This window comes from Paramesorhizobium salinisoli (assembly GCF_003335045.1).
GTDB lineage: Bacteria > Pseudomonadota > Alphaproteobacteria > Rhizobiales > Rhizobiaceae > Paramesorhizobium > Paramesorhizobium salinisoli.
On the sequence record NZ_QOZG01000004.1, the window covers coordinates 279,781 to 295,076 of the forward strand.

Annotated in this window: 22 protein-coding genes and 1 pseudogene; all 23 read right to left on the reverse strand. The window is 65.4% G+C overall.

Annotation, left to right across the window (positions count from 1 at the left end):
• Nucleotides 1-3: 3 nt before the first annotated feature.
• Nucleotides 4-456: a (2Fe-2S)-binding protein gene (locus tag DUT91_RS11060; RefSeq protein ID WP_114440448.1), complete on the reverse strand. Its 453-nt coding sequence runs from the start codon at nucleotides 454-456 to the stop codon at nucleotides 4-6.
• A 12-nt stretch (nucleotides 457-468) separates the two neighbouring features.
• On the reverse strand, nucleotides 469-753 hold the full coding sequence (locus DUT91_RS11065) for a c-type cytochrome (RefSeq protein ID WP_342634449.1): 285 nt from the start codon (nucleotides 751-753) through the stop codon (nucleotides 469-471).
• Between the two features lie 292 nt (nucleotides 754-1,045).
• Complete coding sequence (locus tag DUT91_RS11070; protein WP_114440450.1) at nucleotides 1,046-1,480, reverse strand: CopG family transcriptional regulator; 435 nt, start codon at nucleotides 1,478-1,480, stop codon at nucleotides 1,046-1,048.
• A 10-nt stretch (nucleotides 1,481-1,490) separates the two neighbouring features.
• Nucleotides 1,491-3,476 (reverse strand): conjugal transfer protein TraG, encoded by a 1,986-nt coding sequence (locus DUT91_RS11075; protein ID WP_114440451.1) that lies wholly within the window; start codon nucleotides 3,474-3,476, stop codon nucleotides 1,491-1,493.
• Between the two features lie 25 nt (nucleotides 3,477-3,501).
• Nucleotides 3,502-5,241, reverse strand: coding sequence for a relaxase/mobilization nuclease domain-containing protein (locus DUT91_RS11080; RefSeq protein WP_114440452.1), 1,740 nt, complete (start codon nucleotides 5,239-5,241; stop codon nucleotides 3,502-3,504).
• A 244-nt stretch (nucleotides 5,242-5,485) separates the two neighbouring features.
• Entirely contained in the window at nucleotides 5,486-6,250 is a 765-nt protein-coding gene (locus tag DUT91_RS11085; protein WP_114440453.1) for a lytic transglycosylase domain-containing protein, read from the reverse strand.
• Between the two features lie 3 nt (nucleotides 6,251-6,253).
• Entirely contained in the window at nucleotides 6,254-6,601 is a 348-nt protein-coding gene (locus tag DUT91_RS11090; protein WP_114440454.1) for a DUF736 domain-containing protein, read from the reverse strand.
• A gap of 45 nt (nucleotides 6,602-6,646) precedes the next feature.
• Complete coding sequence (locus DUT91_RS11095; RefSeq protein WP_114440455.1) at nucleotides 6,647-7,192, reverse strand: S26 family signal peptidase; 546 nt, start codon at nucleotides 7,190-7,192, stop codon at nucleotides 6,647-6,649.
• The gene (locus DUT91_RS11100; RefSeq protein ID WP_114440456.1) at nucleotides 7,189-7,707 is read right to left on the reverse strand and encodes a DUF2840 domain-containing protein; all 519 of its coding nucleotides are present in this window, start codon (nucleotides 7,705-7,707) and stop codon (nucleotides 7,189-7,191) included. Before DUT91_RS11100 ends, DUT91_RS11095 begins: the two co-directional genes overlap by 4 nt.
• The gene (locus tag DUT91_RS11105; protein WP_114440457.1) at nucleotides 7,704-7,958 is read right to left on the reverse strand and encodes a hypothetical protein; all 255 of its coding nucleotides are present in this window, start codon (nucleotides 7,956-7,958) and stop codon (nucleotides 7,704-7,706) included. The genes DUT91_RS11100 and DUT91_RS11105 overlap by 4 nt, the downstream gene beginning before the upstream one ends.
• Nucleotides 7,955-8,593, reverse strand: coding sequence for a ParA family partition ATPase (gene parA, locus DUT91_RS11110; RefSeq protein WP_114440458.1), 639 nt, complete (start codon nucleotides 8,591-8,593; stop codon nucleotides 7,955-7,957). The genes DUT91_RS11105 and parA overlap by 4 nt, the downstream gene beginning before the upstream one ends.
• 208 nt (nucleotides 8,594-8,801) lie before the next feature.
• A complete protein-coding gene (locus DUT91_RS11115; RefSeq protein WP_114440459.1) occupies nucleotides 8,802-9,689 on the reverse strand; it encodes a replication initiator protein A in 888 nt (295 codons plus the stop codon).
• 11 nt (nucleotides 9,690-9,700) lie between these two features.
• Nucleotides 9,701-9,988 (reverse strand): helix-turn-helix transcriptional regulator, encoded by a 288-nt coding sequence (locus DUT91_RS11120; protein WP_114440460.1) that lies wholly within the window; start codon nucleotides 9,986-9,988, stop codon nucleotides 9,701-9,703.
• 127 nt (nucleotides 9,989-10,115) lie between these two features.
• Nucleotides 10,116-10,416: pseudogene (locus DUT91_RS27275) on the reverse strand (DUF2285 domain-containing protein).
• A gap of 124 nt (nucleotides 10,417-10,540) precedes the next feature.
• Nucleotides 10,541-10,969, reverse strand: coding sequence for a transcriptional regulator domain-containing protein (locus DUT91_RS27410; RefSeq protein WP_425373783.1), 429 nt, complete (start codon nucleotides 10,967-10,969; stop codon nucleotides 10,541-10,543).
• 4 nt (nucleotides 10,970-10,973) lie between these two features.
• A complete protein-coding gene (locus tag DUT91_RS11135) occupies nucleotides 10,974-11,237 on the reverse strand; it encodes a DUF2285 domain-containing protein (RefSeq protein ID WP_114440687.1) in 264 nt (87 codons plus the stop codon).
• Between the two features lie 120 nt (nucleotides 11,238-11,357).
• A complete protein-coding gene (locus tag DUT91_RS11140) occupies nucleotides 11,358-11,600 on the reverse strand; it encodes a helix-turn-helix domain-containing protein (RefSeq protein ID WP_114440461.1) in 243 nt (80 codons plus the stop codon).
• 182 nt (nucleotides 11,601-11,782) lie between these two features.
• The gene (locus tag DUT91_RS11145; RefSeq protein ID WP_114440462.1) at nucleotides 11,783-12,109 is read right to left on the reverse strand and encodes a DUF736 domain-containing protein; all 327 of its coding nucleotides are present in this window, start codon (nucleotides 12,107-12,109) and stop codon (nucleotides 11,783-11,785) included.
• Between the two features lie 256 nt (nucleotides 12,110-12,365).
• The gene (locus DUT91_RS25780; RefSeq protein ID WP_160113640.1) at nucleotides 12,366-12,521 is read right to left on the reverse strand and encodes a hypothetical protein; all 156 of its coding nucleotides are present in this window, start codon (nucleotides 12,519-12,521) and stop codon (nucleotides 12,366-12,368) included.
• Between the two features lie 149 nt (nucleotides 12,522-12,670).
• Nucleotides 12,671-13,114, reverse strand: coding sequence for a hypothetical protein (locus DUT91_RS11150; RefSeq protein WP_114440463.1), 444 nt, complete (start codon nucleotides 13,112-13,114; stop codon nucleotides 12,671-12,673).
• 140 nt (nucleotides 13,115-13,254) lie between these two features.
• Nucleotides 13,255-13,422, reverse strand: a complete 168-nt coding sequence (locus DUT91_RS26160; protein ID WP_200834949.1) for a hypothetical protein — start codon at nucleotides 13,420-13,422, stop codon at nucleotides 13,255-13,257.
• 224 nt (nucleotides 13,423-13,646) lie between these two features.
• Nucleotides 13,647-14,225, reverse strand: coding sequence for a hypothetical protein (locus DUT91_RS11155; RefSeq protein WP_147272175.1), 579 nt, complete (start codon nucleotides 14,223-14,225; stop codon nucleotides 13,647-13,649).
• Between the two features lie 87 nt (nucleotides 14,226-14,312).
• Nucleotides 14,313-15,236, reverse strand: a complete 924-nt coding sequence (locus tag DUT91_RS11160) for a DUF2493 domain-containing protein (RefSeq protein ID WP_114440688.1) — start codon at nucleotides 15,234-15,236, stop codon at nucleotides 14,313-14,315.
• Nucleotides 15,237-15,296 lie beyond the last annotated feature (60 nt).

Genomic DNA, 15,296 nt, shown 5'->3' on the forward strand with positions numbered 1-15,296 from the left:
GGCTCAGCCCTCCCTTGCTGCGCGCTGGATCGCGCTGATGATGCGGACATAGGTCCCGCAACGGCAGATATTCCCGTCCATGTGGTCGACGATCTGTTCGCGGGTGGGGTTGGGCGTGGCGGCAAGAAGGGCGGCCGCCTGCATGATCTGGCCGGATTGGCAGTAGCCGCATTGCGGCACCTGCTCGGCGATCCAAGCCCTCTGCAGCGGATGGCTGGAATCCGGCGACAGACCTTCGATCGTTGTGACCTTCCGGCCGGCGACATCCTCCAGGAAAGTCTGACAGGAGCGCATCGGCTCGCCGTCGACGTGGACGGTGCAGGCTCCGCATTGAGCAATTCCACAGCCGAATTTGGTGCCGGTGAGCTTCAGATGTTCCCGGATCACCCAAAGAAGCGGTGTATCCGGTTCGGCGGCGACATTGACCGCTTGTCCGTTGATCGTGAAGGCTGTCATGAATGCTTCTCCTCAATCTGGTGATTGGCTCTCGAGGTAGTTGATGATTGCAGCCCGCTGTGCGCCATCGGGGATGCTGACGGTCATCCGTGTCCCGCGGATCATTTGGCGCGGCGCGGTGAGAAAGGTCTCGAGTGACTGGCGATCCCAGGTGATGCCGGAAGATTGCATCGCCTGGGAATAGTTCGCGCCTTCGACGCTGCCGGCAGTCCGGCCGATAATGCCAAGGAGTGAGGGGCCCATTTTGGTTTGTCCCGGCTCGATGTTGTGGCAGGCGGCGCAACGCTGCCGGAACAAGCGCTCTCCATCTACCTCCTGAGCGGCGGCTGAAGACCCGAAGAACAGTCCGATAGGCAAAATGATTGTAAGCAGAGCGCCCGCCGGTCCTTTGATGCGACCTGCTGCAGGCGCGGTTATGGAATGGATCGTGGTGCAAATCATTGTATCGCCTCCTTAGTCAGGCGATACGATAGTTATGCCCGTGGAAACGATCTATGCTCGGAAATCCGTGATATCTTTTCGATCGTCCGGCATTGATGTTTGATATCTTCGATGGATGCGCTCGCTATTATAGCCGTGTTGGCGGAAACTATTCTGCCCGATGCGCTTGATTGATATCCTCCGAAATCTCCTGCCTGAGCTTTGGGCCGCTCGCGAGTCGGCGACCCAGAGCCGCGATGAACGCCTCGTACCGCTCGCCGGCCTTAGCACGAGCGGCCTGAGCGGCAGGCTCGGGCAATGCCGGCGTCGTGGCTAGCCAGAAGCGAACGAAGATGGCCAGCGTCTCCACGGAGATGCCGACATCGCGTTCCATGCGGGTCATGCGCCGATCGAGCTGGTCGAGCCGCTTGGTGATGGCTGCTTCCTGGCGCTCGACCGCGTCAGGCGACAGGAAGGACGCAATGCCGGCTTCTGCGACCAGCGACAGCGAATGGCCACGCCGGGCCGCATGCGCAGAGAGCGCCTTCATGACGTCGGGGTCGAGATAGACGGAGAGCCGCTGCTTCTTCGGGGATTTCGTCATCGCGGCACTCCTAAAGCTCGATGCCGTCGCCCGGGTCGAGCGAAGCCTGGCGCGCGACCTGCCGCATGTTCTGGTTCATGCGACTGAGGCGCGCGGCGTCGTCATCGGCATCGTCCGCCGGGTCGATCTCGAACTCATTCTCGATCGGCGCCACCTTAGCGATCGGCTGCACGCGGCTCAGCTCGGGCTGGCGGCGGCGCTCGGAATCCGTTGTGTCCTCCTCGTCCGGATTGGCTTCCCTCGCAGCTCTCACGATCTCCGGCGACGCCGGTAACGCCAGCTTGCTCCAGTCGTCGGTCGAGACCCCATCCGGCTTGGTGATCGCGGGCGGCTGCAGAACTCGTTCCTGAAACCGGCGATCTTCGTAATAGCGCGCCTTCTTGGCACGGATCGGCGGGGTGCCGGCGACCATGACGATTTCGTCGGAGGGCGGAAGCTGCATGATCTCGCCGGGCGTGAGTAACTGCCTGGCGGTTTCCGACCGCGACACCATCATGTGCCCGAGCCATGGCGAAAGCCGATGGCCGGCATAGTTCTTCATCGCCCGCATCTCGGTTGCGGTGCCGAGCGCGTCCGACACGCGCTTGGCGGTTCGCTCGTCATTGGTCGCGAAGCTGACGCGGACATGGCAGTTATCGAGGATCGAATTGTTGGGCCCGTAGGCCTTTTCAATCTGGTTGAGCGACTGGGCGATCAGGAAACTCTTCAGGCCGTAGCCCGCCATGAACGCGAGCGCGGACTCGAAGAAATCGAGCCGTCCCAGCGCCGGGAACTCGTCCAGCATGAGGAGCAGCCGGTGGCGACCGCCCTTGGCCTGCAGATCCTCGGTAAGACGCCGGCCGACCTGATTGAGGATCAGGCGGATCAGCGGCTTGGTCCGGTTGATGTCCGAGGGCGGCACCACGAGGTAAAGCGTCGACGGCCGCTTGCCGCCGACGATATCGGCGATCCGCCAGTCGCAGCGCCTTGTCACTTCGGCGACGACGGGATCGCGATAGAGGCCTAGGAACGACATGGCGGTCGAGAGCACGCCGCTGCGCTCATTGTCCGATTTGTTCAGCAGCTCGCGCGCTGCGCTGGCGATGACGGGGTGGGGACCGGTTTCGCCAAGGTGCGCGGTCTTCATCATGGCGGCCAGCGTCGATTCGATCGGCCGCTTCGGATCAGAGAGGAAGGCGGCAACGCCGGCGAGCGTCTTGTCGGCTTCCGCATAGAGGACATGGAGGATCGCGCCGACCAGTAGCGCGTGACTGGTCTTTTCCCAGTGATTGCGCTTCTCGAGCGATCCTTCCGGATCGACCAGGATGTCGGCGATGTTCTGGACGTCGCGGACCTCCCACTCGCCACGGCGCACCTCGAGCAGCGGATTGTAACCGGCCGACTTCGGATTGGTCGGATCGAACAGCAGGACGCGGCCATGCCGCGATCGGAAGCCCGCGGTCAGCGTCCAGTTCTCGCCCTTGATGTCATGCACGATCGCCGAGCCTGGCCAGGTCAGGAGCGAAGGCACGACGAGCCCCACGCCCTTGCCGGAGCGGGTCGGCGCGAAGCACAGCACATGCTCCGGGCCGTCATGGCGAAGATAGTCGCGGTCGAGCTTGCCGAGGATCACGCCGTCGGGACCGAGCAGGCCGGCGGCCTTTACTTCCTCATCCCGAGCCCAGCGTGCCGAACCATAGGTCTCGACGTTCTTCGCTTCACGTGCCCGCCAAACGGACATGCCGATCGCCACGGCGATCGAGATGAAGCCGCCGGACGCCGCGATATAGGCGCCCTCCACGAAGATCGGCGGCGCATAGGCATCGTAAAAGTACCACCACCAGAAGAAGGCCGGCGGATAATAGATCGGCCAGCCCGCAAGCTCGAACCAGGGCGGGCCGAGCTGGGGCTGGAAGCCGAGCCGATAGGCCGTCCACTCTGTCGCCGCCCAGGTCGTGAAGAGCACGATCATGAAGACGGTGAGGATCTGGCCCCAGAGGATTTTGGTCGCCGACATGGCGGGGTCCTTTCTTGGTTACGGGCTACAGGCCGAGGCCGCGTTTGCGGCCAAAACTCCAGTCGACCCCGCCATCGCCGCGGGCGACGCCGGAGACTTGCTGGCCAAGGTGCTTTTCGAGAGAGGGCGACCAGGGCACGAGTTGGAAGCCGAGGCCGTCGTCGATCATCGCGAAGCGGCCCGACGCGAGGGCGATGCGCTGCCGATAGGCGCCAGCGACATATTCCCCGGACCCCGCCTTTGCGAACGGGCGCCCGGTCTCGGCCGCGAGCTTCGCCCCGAGCGCATCGACCTCGCGCTGACGCAGCGTGTCGATGAGGTTGCGGGAGAAGATGACGCTGCGGCCGTGGCGTTCGGCCAGGCGCTGCTCGATCAGATGTTCGGCGCGGCGGTCCATCGCGTCCCGCACCTCGACGCCGAAGCCGCCACCGCCAAGCGCCACCGGCTCGCGGGCGATCGCCTGCCGATCGAGCCAGGTCGCGCCGGTCGCGGTGACCTGGGCAGAGATGTCGAGATCCGAGCGGACGGCAAGCGCAACGCGCCGCTGCCCTCGCGCATCGTCGAACTTGCGCAATTCGACGATCGAACCCGGCGCGCTGTCGCCGGCGGCCTCGAGGTCGGGCAGCTTGATGTGGTGGGTGCGGCCGTCGACCCCGTCGACCACGGCATAGGCCGTGCCCTTGAGCTCGTCGTCGAGGCCTCGCGTCACCAGCCGGCCGACAATGGGATCGTTCAGGCTTTCCCCGGCGAGCACATAGCTCGCCGCGCCGCGCTCGATGCCGCGGTCGGTCAGCGCGCGATGCATCCGCTTGATGATATCGCCGCGCTCGCCAAGTTCGCGCAGCGTCGCCTCCGCCTTCTCCGAGATCGTCCATTGGCCGGGACCGATTTCGTTGGCGAGGCCGAGCCCTTCGAGCTTGCGCAGCCGCCCGACCTTCAGCGTGTGGAATTCATCCGGCTGCCGGTCCGAATGCGGCGCGAGATCGACGACGCCGGTCCTGTAGGCGTCGCGCGCGAACTGGCGGTCGAGATTGGTCCAGCGCTCGGACTCGACCTGGCGCTCAATGGTCCGGCGGATTTCCTGATCGGTGCGCGGTCCCAGCTCCTGGGTGATGAGATCGCGCGCCCGGTCGCGCATGCCCTCCTTGATGTAGTCGCGCGAGATGACGAGGTTCTCGCCGTCGTCGCGCACGCCGCGCACGATCAGATGGACATGGGGATGCTCGGTATTCCAGTGATCGACGGCGACCCAGTCGAGGCGGGTAGCCAGATCCTTCTCCATCTGCCCGACCAGCTCGCGGGTGAAGCCCTTGAGGTCGGCCATCTCGACCGCGTCGTCGGGCGACACGATGAAACGGAAATGATGGCGGTCATCCTCGCACCGCTCCACGAAAGCTTTCGGATCGGCGTCATCCCCGCCGGGGCCGAACAGCCGGGCCTTCTCTCCATCCCGGGTCACGCCCTCGCGGCGGAGATAATTGAGGTGGGTGCCGAGGGGCGCGTTTCGTCCGCCCTGGCGCACGACGCGGGCCTTGATGACGGCGCCACGCGAACGGGCGGTCAGCAGCCGGTTGGCCTGCACCGCCGCGCGCTGGCCGCGGCCGAAGCGTGAGCGGTTGCCAGGACCGATCCTTCCTTGCCGGGAGACCGCGCCGCCGGCCTTCTGCGCGGCGGCGAGCGCCTGCGCGATGAAGGGTCTGGCCTGCTGCGCGCGTGTCGAACGGATGCGACCTGGACGGATACGGAAATCGTCCTCGGCGCTCATGGGCATGGCCCCGCACATCGCGCAAAGCCGAGGAAATCATTGGGAAAGCGCCGCGAGCGCAGGCTGCGCCGATCAGGCGCACCTCGCGCAAACGCGCCATAAACCCTTGAAAAACCACAACCGCACAAGGCCGCACATCGCGGCCCTTTATCCTGCCATCGTGCGGTTGTGGTGACTGCTGTTCCCACTTCTGCCGCCAAATCCACGCCAGAGCCCGAAAATGCCACAGGGAGTGCGGGGCCCATCATCGCGGCCCCGCACTGTCGGTTCGCGCCACGAAGAGACCATCCGATCGAGGTGCAGGCGGCGTTGGATCGCGCACGGACTCCGGCGCGGGTGGTGCAACTGGATCGCTGTCGGTCCGCTGCCGATCTGCACGCGGCCTGCTGTCGACCTGCACGATGAAGAGCGGCGCACGGGTCCAGGCGAGCGGATCGGCGGTCGCTACCGTGACGGCGGCAGCGAGATCGCCGCCGCCGATGATCGGCGCGAGAGCGGCGACATAGGCGCGCGTTTCGGCCGGCAAAGGGCGACCGGTGGCGCGATATTCCTCGTAGCGCCCGGGACCGGCATTGTAGGCCGCCAGAAAGCCGGGCGAGCCGTAGCGATCGTGCATCTCGCGCAGATACGCAGCGCCCGCCATGATGTTGTCGCGCGGGTCGTAGGGATCGCCGCCGAGACCATGTCGCGCGCGCAGATCCGACCAGGTCGTCGGCATGATCTGCATCAGGCCCATCGCGCCCTTGGGCGAGATCGCCCGCACATCACCGCGGCTTTCGACGCGCATGACGGCACGAATCCACGCCTCCGGAATGCCGAACCGGCGCGCTGCCTCGGTGATAGGGCCGGCATAGGGATCGCTGGGTGATGCCCGCTCCACCGATGCGTCCTGTGCGGCGGCCGGGACGGTCGACGTCAGGCCGGTAAGCAGGCCGGAAAGGAGGAGGAAGGCTGTGCGCCGGACGGTGGGAAACCGTCCGACGACAGCGTGATGGCGGCGGGCCGGCATCGCTCAGTCCCGCTCGCCACGCTTGGGCGGGCGGTTCCAATGGAGACCCCAGGTCGATTTGTCGTCGGCCGACTGGAACAGATTGGCGCGGATCGGCTGCGGAAAGCATGGATCGTCGAGCTGCAGCGCGACGTACTCGCCGGCCTTCTCGCCGGTGCGCTTCCAACCCGCGCCGAGCTCGGTGCTGGGTTCGTTATTCACCCCGTCGAAAACGTGCACGCGGAAATCTGGCGCATTCTCAGCGTCGGACGGCTCGGCAGGAATGATGATAATGTCCTGGTGCAGCAGGAGCGTTTCCAAGTGGCCGATGAAGCCGCCATCGTCGCGGGTGAACTGACCTATCAGGGACATGATTGCCTCCGTGGATGTGCGGTGAGGTTGGGATTGGGCACGCCGTCACCGCGTCGGCGCGCGCCAGACGAAGCGGCCATCGCCGTCCTCGTCGGTATAGAGAGGGATGGCCCGGCCGATTACGGCGGAGGCGGGAAGCGGGCCGAAGTAACGGCCATCGAGGCTGTCGCGGACTTCCCAGTTCATCAGGAACAGCTCGCCCTCGGCGACGACGCGGCAGCCCTGCCAGATCGGCAGCGGATTGCCGCGACGATCGCGGTCCAGCGCATCTCCAATCGGCACGGCGTCGACAGTGATCGCGAGGCCTCTCCTGCAAACCCGCTGGCCGGGAAGCGCCACGACGCGCTTCATCAGCGGCACGCCACGCGGCAGATAGCCGCCCTCGGCGAGGAAGCTCGCGAGCGGTTCGGGCACACGCACGGCGACCAGATCGGTGACGTCCGGGGACCCGTCCGGCTCAATCGCGTAGAGCCCGATGGGCGTGCTGGCCGACGCGTTCCAGATCACCTTCGGCGCGAAGGATACGAGCGACAGGATGCCGAGCAACGACACGGCGGCCGTCGTGGTGATAGCGTAGCCGCGCCGGCTCATGCGCCGATCCTCCGCGCCAGGAGGGAGGCGCGGTGGCGCTGCATCGTGTAGCCGCGCGGCGTCTCGCCGGCGGCAAGGCGGTTGTGGACGTGCCGCCAGTGATCGGGCGCGACCTCAACCGGATCGATGCTGGCCGCCTCGATCGCGTCGATGAGCTGGAGCATGCGCTCCACCTTCGGCCAGCCGTCGACGCGCAGCAGAATGTCGCCGCCGGGCGTCACGGTCGGGAGCGTCTGGCAGGCTTCGCCGGGAGCGACGGCGCGCAGAATGTCGAGCCGGGAGAGCACGGTGCCGCGCTCGTTCGCGGCCCAGCGCACCAGCGCGAACGTCGCGCCGGGAGCGAAGGAGAGGATGCGACGGCGGCGGTCGACCACCTGTTGGCGGACCTCGCGGCCGAAGCGGATCCAGTGCTCGACCTGTTTCTCGACCCAGACGAGTTGGACCTGGGTGAGATCCTCCGGCGGCGAGTGAAGCGCGCGGCCGGCGCGTGCGGATGCGGCGGCAAGACCGGTCATTGGGCGTCTCCTGGGGCTGGTGGGAATTCGCGCTCGAACAGTGCGCGGAGCATGTCGGCGACCGTCTGGCCGCGCTGGAAGGCCGCGATCTTGATCCGACCTCGCATGTCGGCGGTGACGTCGATGGTCAGCCTGGCCGAGAAGTCGTCGGGGGGTTGAGCGCGCTGGGTCTGGCGATCAGGCGCCTTGATCCAGCTCTCGGGATCACCGGGCCGGGATGCGAAGCCGCGCTTGGGGAACCGTGCGCTCATGCGCCGATCCTCGTCACCTCGGTCGCGAGCGCGGCGATCTCGCGCGCGCCTGGACAATCTTCGTCCTGCTCGGCGGCGATCCGTCCGGTCTGCATGACATCGGCAAAGACGATGCGCTGGCCGATGGTCGTCGCGAGCAATGGCGGGTCGTGATCGGCCAGCGTCTCAGCGGTTTCGCGGGCGAGCACCGTGCGGGCCGCGCAGCGGTTCAGCACGAAGCGGGCGGCAAGCTGCGGCCGGTAGATGCGCGCTTCGCCCAGCAGCGCCAGCATCTCGGCCGAGGCCCAGCCATCGAGCGGCGACGGTTGCACCGGGATCAGCACCAGGTCGGCGGCGAGCAGCGCCGAGCGCATGAGGCTGGCGACGCGTGGCGGTCCATCAATGACGACATGGTCGGCGTCACGCGCCAGCTCCGGCGCTTCGCGATGCAGGGTGTCGCGCGCCAAGCCGACGACACCGAACAGCCGCTGCAATCCCTCCCGGCTGCGTTGCTGCGACCAGTCCAGAGCCGAGCCCTGGGGATCGGCGTCGATCAGGGTGACGCGCTTGCCGTCGCGGGCCCATTCGCCAGCGAGATGCAGCGCCAGCGTCGTCTTGCCGACGCCGCCCTTCTGGTTGAGCAGCGCGACGATCATGACGGTCTCCCGGCGATCGGGGACTCGTCCACACGGCGCGAAAAAGCGGGTTCCGTTAGAAAGATTCCGAAGGAATCCAGGTTAGATAAGTTACGGGGCTCGCAAGCTCCTGATTCAGCTCGGGGAATCGGCGATTCCGGTCCCCGATAGCACGAGAGTCCGGTCCCCGATGGCACGATAGTGCCGGTCCCTGATAGCACGAGACGATTCACAGCTTATCCCCAGTGCGAGTTGTCGAGCGGCGACGGCGGCGCGGGATGCCGAGCGCGTTGGGATCGGTGGGTGCGAAGGACAGGATTTCCGGCCCACCGAGGCATTGCTCGATGGTGAGGCGGTAGCCGGGCAGCGGCTGGCGGCGGACGATGTCGCGCAGGTCGTAGGCGAAGTGCTTGAGCGGCGAGAGGCTGCCGGACTTGGCGTGGAGATGCGGAAAGTCGAAGCTCCAGCCGAACTCCTGTCTACCGCCGTGTTTGCGCACCAAACGGTAGAGCCAGCGCTCCAACCCGCCAGTGAGATCGAAGTATTTGCGGTCGATCGTCAGCACGAGCGCGTCGTCGAGGACAGCGCCGTAGAACCAGTCGGGGACGATCAGCTCGAGGCCGAGCGGGCGGCCGCGGTGATCGGCGCGCTCCTTCCATTCGTTGATCCAGGAGAAACGGTGCATCCGCCGCTCGGTCGGCTGGCGGATCGAGGTCGCCACCGTCGTCGATTGCAGCCGGTCGAGCGCGGCCTTCAGGCGGTCGTAGTCGCGTAAGCTGACGCCGCGGCCGATGAAGTTCAGGATTTCATAGGGGGTGGTCGCCATCAGGCGCGACGGCCGCAAGCCGACATCGCGCGCTTCGACGATCTGGGAGGCGGCCCAGATGAGGACATCGGCATCCCAGATCGTGGCCATGCCATGTTCGGGGACGGCTTCGACGCGGATCTTCACCGAGCCCGCCTTGAAGTCGATCGGCGCCAGGCGCTTCGACTTGGCGAGCGAGAAGAACGGATAGGCCATCAGGTCTTGCGCATCGCGGGGCGCGAGATCGCCGGGCAGCGCCCGGAACAGATCGAGCTGCGCGCGCTCATCGTGATGGTGGTGGCGAGACGACACGGCCGGCCACCTCAGCGCGCGAAGCGGCCGCCGGCGGTGGCGGAGGGTGCGGTGGTCTGGCGCTTGGCTGGCAGCACGGTCCCGCCGCGCGGATCGGAGGTCGAGGTGACAAGACCGCGATCCGCCCAGCTCTGCAGGTCCTCGACGGAATAGACGACGCGGCCACCGAGCTTGCGGTAGGTCGGGCCGGTTCCGTAGGTCCGGTGCTTCTCAAGGGTGCGCTCGGACAGGCCGAGAAAGCGCGCCGCTTCCTGAGTTCTCAGATAGCGCGGCGGTAAATTGGCGGCTTTTTCGGCCATGATCGAACCTCCGTGGTCTCGCGGGTGGCCGCTGCGAACAAGCGGCGGGTTGCGAGCACGGTGGCGCGAAGACGGCGCCTCGGACGATGTCGAAGTAAGGCGGCTAAGATCGACACGTCTGCGGGTGTCAGCGGTCGCGGCGTGGTCGGCGCAGCAATGTCCGATAGCCGCCGCGAACGAGCTTCATGCCGTCGCGGGCGAGACGGATGGTGATCTCCCGGATCGGGTCGCCGACCCAGGACGCTGCGTCAATTTTGTGCTGAGGGAAGAGATGCTCGGCGACGGTGCGGTAGATGGCGCAGCATCTGGCGGGCGCGCTGACGTCTCTGTAGCGTCATGCGCGGATCGGGCGGCACACGCTTGCCGAACATTGCGTGCCAGAGGCGTTCAATCGCGGTCAGCCGGTCGGGCGTCAATTCGTCGAACATGACGAATGCGCCGAGGGGGCGGGCATCATCGACGTTGAACAGGGCCACGTCGTGGGGCTCGCCCCGGAGCGCGAGCCGGATCAGGCCAGGATCATGCTCGATGATGGTGTGGGCGTGGAGATCCTCAGCGCGGAGGAGGAGATCTCCCGCCGGGCTGGGTCCGGCGGTTAACGGGAGCGTCGCCGGATCGGTTTGCGGGGTCCAGAAGATCGGCTGGATGAGCGCGGAGTTGCGAGGGTCGGCGACGAAATCGCAACCCCCATTGCTCTGCGAACTCGCGCGCAATGTCCTCGGTCAACCGCCCGATGGCTACCAGCTCCTGATATGATTTTCTGTACTCGGGATTGCGACGCAGGAACTCCCAGGCAAGATCGCCGGGGGTCAGTTTGTCGATATAGTCGTAGGCGGCTTCTGACCGCCATCTTTCATCTTCGGACATCCTCCACCCCCTCTGCGCGATGTTTTGCAGCGCGAGCCATGAAGTGGCTACGATTCCCGGTTGAACGAAGCTCGGGAAGAACGAAGTGGCCGCAACGTGATGCGATTTGCGCATCGCCTCAGTGCAGGCGACCCTGAAGCAACTGACAGAAGCCGCTGGTGGTCATCCATTTCGCGCGGTCTAGATGGCTGGTGTAGATGCGCAGGGCGCGCTCCGGATCGGCCTTGGCATCGAGGCCGAAGAGGACTTCGACGACTTCACGCCAGTCGGCGCTGGCCGCGTCGGCGTCGAGCAGCCGGGCATAGAGCTTCAGATGCGCCTCGTCATAGGCGGTCAATGCCGCCCCGGCCGGCGGCTCATCGAGAAAATCGTCTTTGGTCACAATATCCCCCGGTCGCGAGATGTATCCAAACTGGAGGAGATTGTTAACCGTGATGCGATCGGAATGATGACGCAAGGCCTGGACGCGAGAAGACGTGGCAACGCCGCGACCTGTCGAACGTCAGGTTTCCTTCTTTGCGTCAACGAGCAGCACTCCCTTGCCCTGATCGGAGTTCAGGAAGACGATGCCGGCGCGTTCGAAAGCCCTTCTCACCTCGTCGCGCGTACTCTCGAAGACCTCGAGCCCGCTAGGGGATTCGAGGCGCTTGAGCGCGGTCAACGAGACCCGGGCCTTGTCAGCGAGCGTCTCCTGTGTCCAACCCAGCAACGCCCGTGCGGCCCGAAATTGTTGGGCGGTGATCATGCATGATCACCTCCCACACGGACCTACGCGCACGCCAAAACTACGACTATAATAGTCGTTCTTGGCGGAATTTTCCAGCCGGAAGTGGCTGTTTGAGCTCTCTGCGGTCGACAAGGCCGCAGCTGATTCGGTCGCCGTAGAGCCGAAGGCCCCGGCCTTCCGGCCGGGACCTCGCGCGGGCCTCAGTCGCCCCGGCGTCCGTTGGGGCGGGACCAGATGAGCGAGAAGGTCTCGCTTTCCTCGTCGTCGAAGAGGTTGGCGTAGATGGGGGCGTTGAAGCTCGGATCGTCCAGCTTGAGGCCCAGATAGTCGCGGCCCTCGTTAGAGCGCTTGGACCAGGCGGCGCCGATCTCGGCGCGGCCGACCAGGACCCGGTGGCTGGGGGCGTTTTCGCCGGTGGCGCGCTGGTCGGGGACGATGCGCACGTTCTTGGCCTGGACGCTGAGGGTGACGATTTCGCCGGTGAACTCGTTCGAGCCGGTCTTCTTGAAGGTGCCGATGGTCGCCATTGTAAGTCTCCGTTTTCCGTTCCCGAGCCCGCACCATTGCGGCCTCGATGGCGATCGGCAGGCCGGAGGCGATCGACGGCGCACCCCGCAGGGGCCTGACAGCCAAGGAGGGCTTTCTTGTCTCGCGAGGAATGGCGGCGCAGCCGGCAGGGGAAGAAAGCTTGACGCGGCTGTTGCGTCATAGGCGATCGAGGCGGAGCCGGCCTTCGGTCAGATCAGGCCATTGAAGAGGCCGTTTGGAGCGGTCGAGCTACGGTCAGAGAACGGAGGAGATGGTGGCCATTTCGCATCGGCAAACCGGCGTCACCGCAGTGCTCACCGGCTTCGTTTCCTCCCGGCCCGGCATCAGCGCTGCATCGTGATCCGCCGCCAAAGGGCAGATCGCCACGCCGGATGTTCGGTGTGCCGCCAAGCGATGATCCTGACACGGCCACCGCACCAACGAGAGCCGCTTTCCTGGGCCAGGGTCGATCCGCGCTCTACGCTTTAATCCCAACAGCCTAAGACGACGAGGGCGACCGCTGCCAAAGCTGGCCCGTCCCACAACGGCGATGACGATGATCATGCTCGCGCGAGATCCCGGCCAGAAGGGCTCGGGGCCGCTGCCATGCCTGCGACCCGTATGAAGGCGGTGATGCCGACCGCGATCGCACCGATGACGGAGAAGGTGATCTGCCATCCGTCGGACGGCATGAGGTGCTTTACGATGCCATGCGTGGCGTGGAATCCAGCAATCGCCGCCGGCGCGACAAAGGCGATGGCTACGAGGAGCTTCAGCCACATCGGCCGGACGAAAGTGATCAGCAGATGGCCGGCCGCTAGCGTAAGGACGGCGGCGGCGGCCCCGACGAGAACCGCGCCGGGAATGCCGGCGCCGGTGCCGTGCGCCCAGGCACCTGCGGTCACGCCGACGAACGCCGGCAGCGCGAAGACGGCCAGCGTGAACAGCAGCCAGCAAAGCAGGCCGATGGCCGCGAGGGATGCGAGTATTGCGAGGATGATCATGGCGGTGGCCTCCGTGAGAAAAGGTCTGACGGTCGCGCCTCCACCACCACCACGGCGCGCTCGAACTATAGCTGAAAATCGACTGCGCCGGGAGCGGAAATCGCGTGCGACTTCCGCGCAGCGGCGCCGGTTCGCCCCGGTTATGGGGCGAAGGGATCGATCTCGTGGACGATCGCGTCCATTTCGCCGTCGTACTCGCTGGCTGGCGTCACCGAGAGGGTGCCGTCGCCGGCCTGGAAGATGATGATGGCGGCCATCAGGGTGGTGGCAAGGCTGAAGGCGAAGGCGTGTGCGTCGTTGAGGGACATCGATCCGGCTCCTGTTTGAGCGGAGGACCATCCCCCGCTGACAGGCGCCCGAAGTGTCGGACTGAACGCCGCAATCACCGCACAGGCGCAGCCGAAGCGGCGGCATGCTCGCATAGCCGACCCTTTACGGGTTGATGGCGTCAGGCGATCAGTCTGACCAAGGATCAGCGCAGATAAGCGGGGGTGGTTTTCGCGTCAGGAGCCGCGGTGATACCGGGAAAACGTCAGTCGAGTTCAATCGTCTTGCCACGGTCCTTTTCGAGCCGGTTCAGGTATTTGTTCAGGCTAATCGTGACGAAGTGCTCGGTATGACCGACAGCTTCCAGGAAGTCGGCGATCTCGTCGACGGGAACCGCCATCGTCCACAGGTGCCGGATGACAAGACGTTCGGGCTCCTCCTTCACTGCGAGGGTGAGGCGAACGATGTCCGACGCGTCGGTGTGTGCGGCGATTGAGTTACGGAGGCCGATGAGACGGTCATGGACCTGCTTTCCGTCGTCTGATCCCTCGTAGACCTTCTTCGCATCGAGCATCGGAATTCCCGATCCCGACGATGCATAGCAGCGGCAGTAGGCCATGATCCCGGCGACGAAGAACGCCTGCTGGCGCATTGAGTTTTCCAGCTCGCCGAGCTCGACCGGGTGGTCACGCACCCACTCGAAGTTGGTGCGCGCGGTGACAAGGTGCATCAGCATATGCGTCCACGACGAAAGACGCTCAAATCCGGGGGGATCGAGCGTGAAGCCCTCTGCGACGACAGGTGCAATATGAGTTTTGTAGTCGTCGTCCGTGATTGTGCTCATCGCATCCCCGCTGTCCATTCAGTAACTTACGTAGATACGTTGCGCGCTGCGATCCAACGATTCAGTTCTCTTACCGGCAGGCGGCGCTCACGCGCCGCCGAACTTCCAGACCGGGATGCCGAGCTTCTTGGCCTTGTCGGCGAGGTTGTCGTTGATGCCGGTGCCGGGGAAGTGCATCACGCCCTTAGGCAGGATTTCCAGCATCTCGTCGTTACGCTTGAAGGGCGCTGCGCGGCCGTGCTTCGTCCAGTCCGGTGCAAAGCCGATCTGCGGCACATTGCGGTTCGTGGCCCAAAGGGATGCTATCTTCTCGGCGCCCTTCGGCGATTTGCCGTGCATCAGCACCATGTCCGGGTGCTTTTCATGGACTTGGTCGAGCTTGGCCCAGATCAGCCGATGGTCGTTGAAGTCGAGCCCGCCGGTGACAAGGATCTTTGGACCAGCGGGAAGAAGGATCGTCTGCTCGGCGCGCCGCTTCGCTGCCAGGAAATCGCGGCTGTCGATCATCGCGGAGGTGAGATTGCGGTGATTGACCCTTGATCCGCTACGCGGAAGCCAGGTCTTGCCGACGTGGCGTTCGTAGTGTTCGGCCGCCTGATCGCGCATCAGCTCGAAGGCGTTCTGGCGTTCGATGAGGGTCTGGCCCTCGGCGATGTGGCGCTCGAGTTCGACTGCCTTCACCTCGCTGCCGTCCTGTTCACGCTGGCCCCGGCGTTGCGCCTGCTCGTTGTCGTCAAGCTCGCGCGCGATCCGGTCGGTGGCGCGGTGGAAGACGTTGACCGTCGACCACAGGAGATCGTCGAGGTCGGGTTCGAGGCGAGTGTCCTCCAGCGTCCCGATCAGAGCGTCGAAGATGTCGGCGATGGCGCCTGCGACTGCATTTCCGTCGGGGAGGAGTCGCTGGTCGGGTTCATCCTCGAAGGGACGATAGCCGTGGAGCTGAAGCTCGTTGAGGACATGGTCGGTGGGTGATGACGCGTGATGCGGTTCGAAGTCGTCGTGCTCGCTCATGGGATGCTCCGTCGGTTGGACCGCGACCGCCGCGGCCTTCATGGCGACGAAAGCCGGCGG

Bases quoted from the DNA above. Each gene is read 5' to 3' on its own strand.
- DUT91_RS11090 (WP_114440454.1), bottom strand. From the start codon at position 6,601: ATGTCCCTGATAGGTCAGTTCACCCGCGACGATGGCGGCTTCATCGGC.
- DUT91_RS11085 (WP_114440453.1), bottom strand. From the start codon at position 6,250: ATGCCGGCCCGCCGCCATCACGCTGTCGTCGGACGGTTTCCCACCGTC.
- DUT91_RS11145 (WP_114440462.1), bottom strand. From the start codon at position 12,109: ATGGCGACCATCGGCACCTTCAAGAAGACCGGCTCGAACGAGTTCACC.
- DUT91_RS26160 (WP_200834949.1), bottom strand. From the start codon at position 13,422: ATGTCCCTCAACGACGCACACGCCTTCGCCTTCAGCCTTGCCACCACC.
- DUT91_RS11120 (WP_114440460.1), bottom strand. From the start codon at position 9,988: ATGGCCGAAAAAGCCGCCAATTTACCGCCGCGCTATCTGAGAACTCAG.
- DUT91_RS11075 (WP_114440451.1), bottom strand. From the start codon at position 3,476: ATGTCGGCGACCAAAATCCTCTGGGGCCAGATCCTCACCGTCTTCATG.
- parA (WP_114440458.1), bottom strand. From the start codon at position 8,593: ATGATCGTCGCGCTGCTCAACCAGAAGGGCGGCGTCGGCAAGACGACG.
- DUT91_RS11155 (WP_147272175.1), bottom strand. From the start codon at position 14,225: ATGAGCACAATCACGGACGACGACTACAAAACTCATATTGCACCTGTC.
- DUT91_RS11095 (WP_114440455.1), bottom strand. From the start codon at position 7,192: ATGAGCCGGCGCGGCTACGCTATCACCACGACGGCCGCCGTGTCGTTG.
- DUT91_RS11080 (WP_114440452.1), bottom strand. From the start codon at position 5,241: ATGAGCGCCGAGGACGATTTCCGTATCCGTCCAGGTCGCATCCGTTCG.
- DUT91_RS11140 (WP_114440461.1), bottom strand. From the start codon at position 11,600: ATGATCACCGCCCAACAATTTCGGGCCGCACGGGCGTTGCTGGGTTGG.
- DUT91_RS11070 (WP_114440450.1), bottom strand. From the start codon at position 1,480: ATGACGAAATCCCCGAAGAAGCAGCGGCTCTCCGTCTATCTCGACCCC.
- DUT91_RS11100 (WP_114440456.1), bottom strand. From the start codon at position 7,707: ATGACCGGTCTTGCCGCCGCATCCGCACGCGCCGGCCGCGCGCTTCAC.
- DUT91_RS11150 (WP_114440463.1), bottom strand. From the start codon at position 13,114: ATGATCATCCTCGCAATACTCGCATCCCTCGCGGCCATCGGCCTGCTT.
- DUT91_RS11105 (WP_114440457.1), bottom strand. From the start codon at position 7,958: ATGAGCGCACGGTTCCCCAAGCGCGGCTTCGCATCCCGGCCCGGTGAT.
- DUT91_RS27410 (WP_425373783.1), bottom strand. From the start codon at position 10,969: ATGCGCAAATCGCATCACGTTGCGGCCACTTCGTTCTTCCCGAGCTTC.
- DUT91_RS11060 (WP_114440448.1), bottom strand. From the start codon at position 456: ATGACAGCCTTCACGATCAACGGACAAGCGGTCAATGTCGCCGCCGAA.
- DUT91_RS11160 (WP_114440688.1), bottom strand. From the start codon at position 15,236: ATGAGCGAGCACGACGACTTCGAACCGCATCACGCGTCATCACCCACC.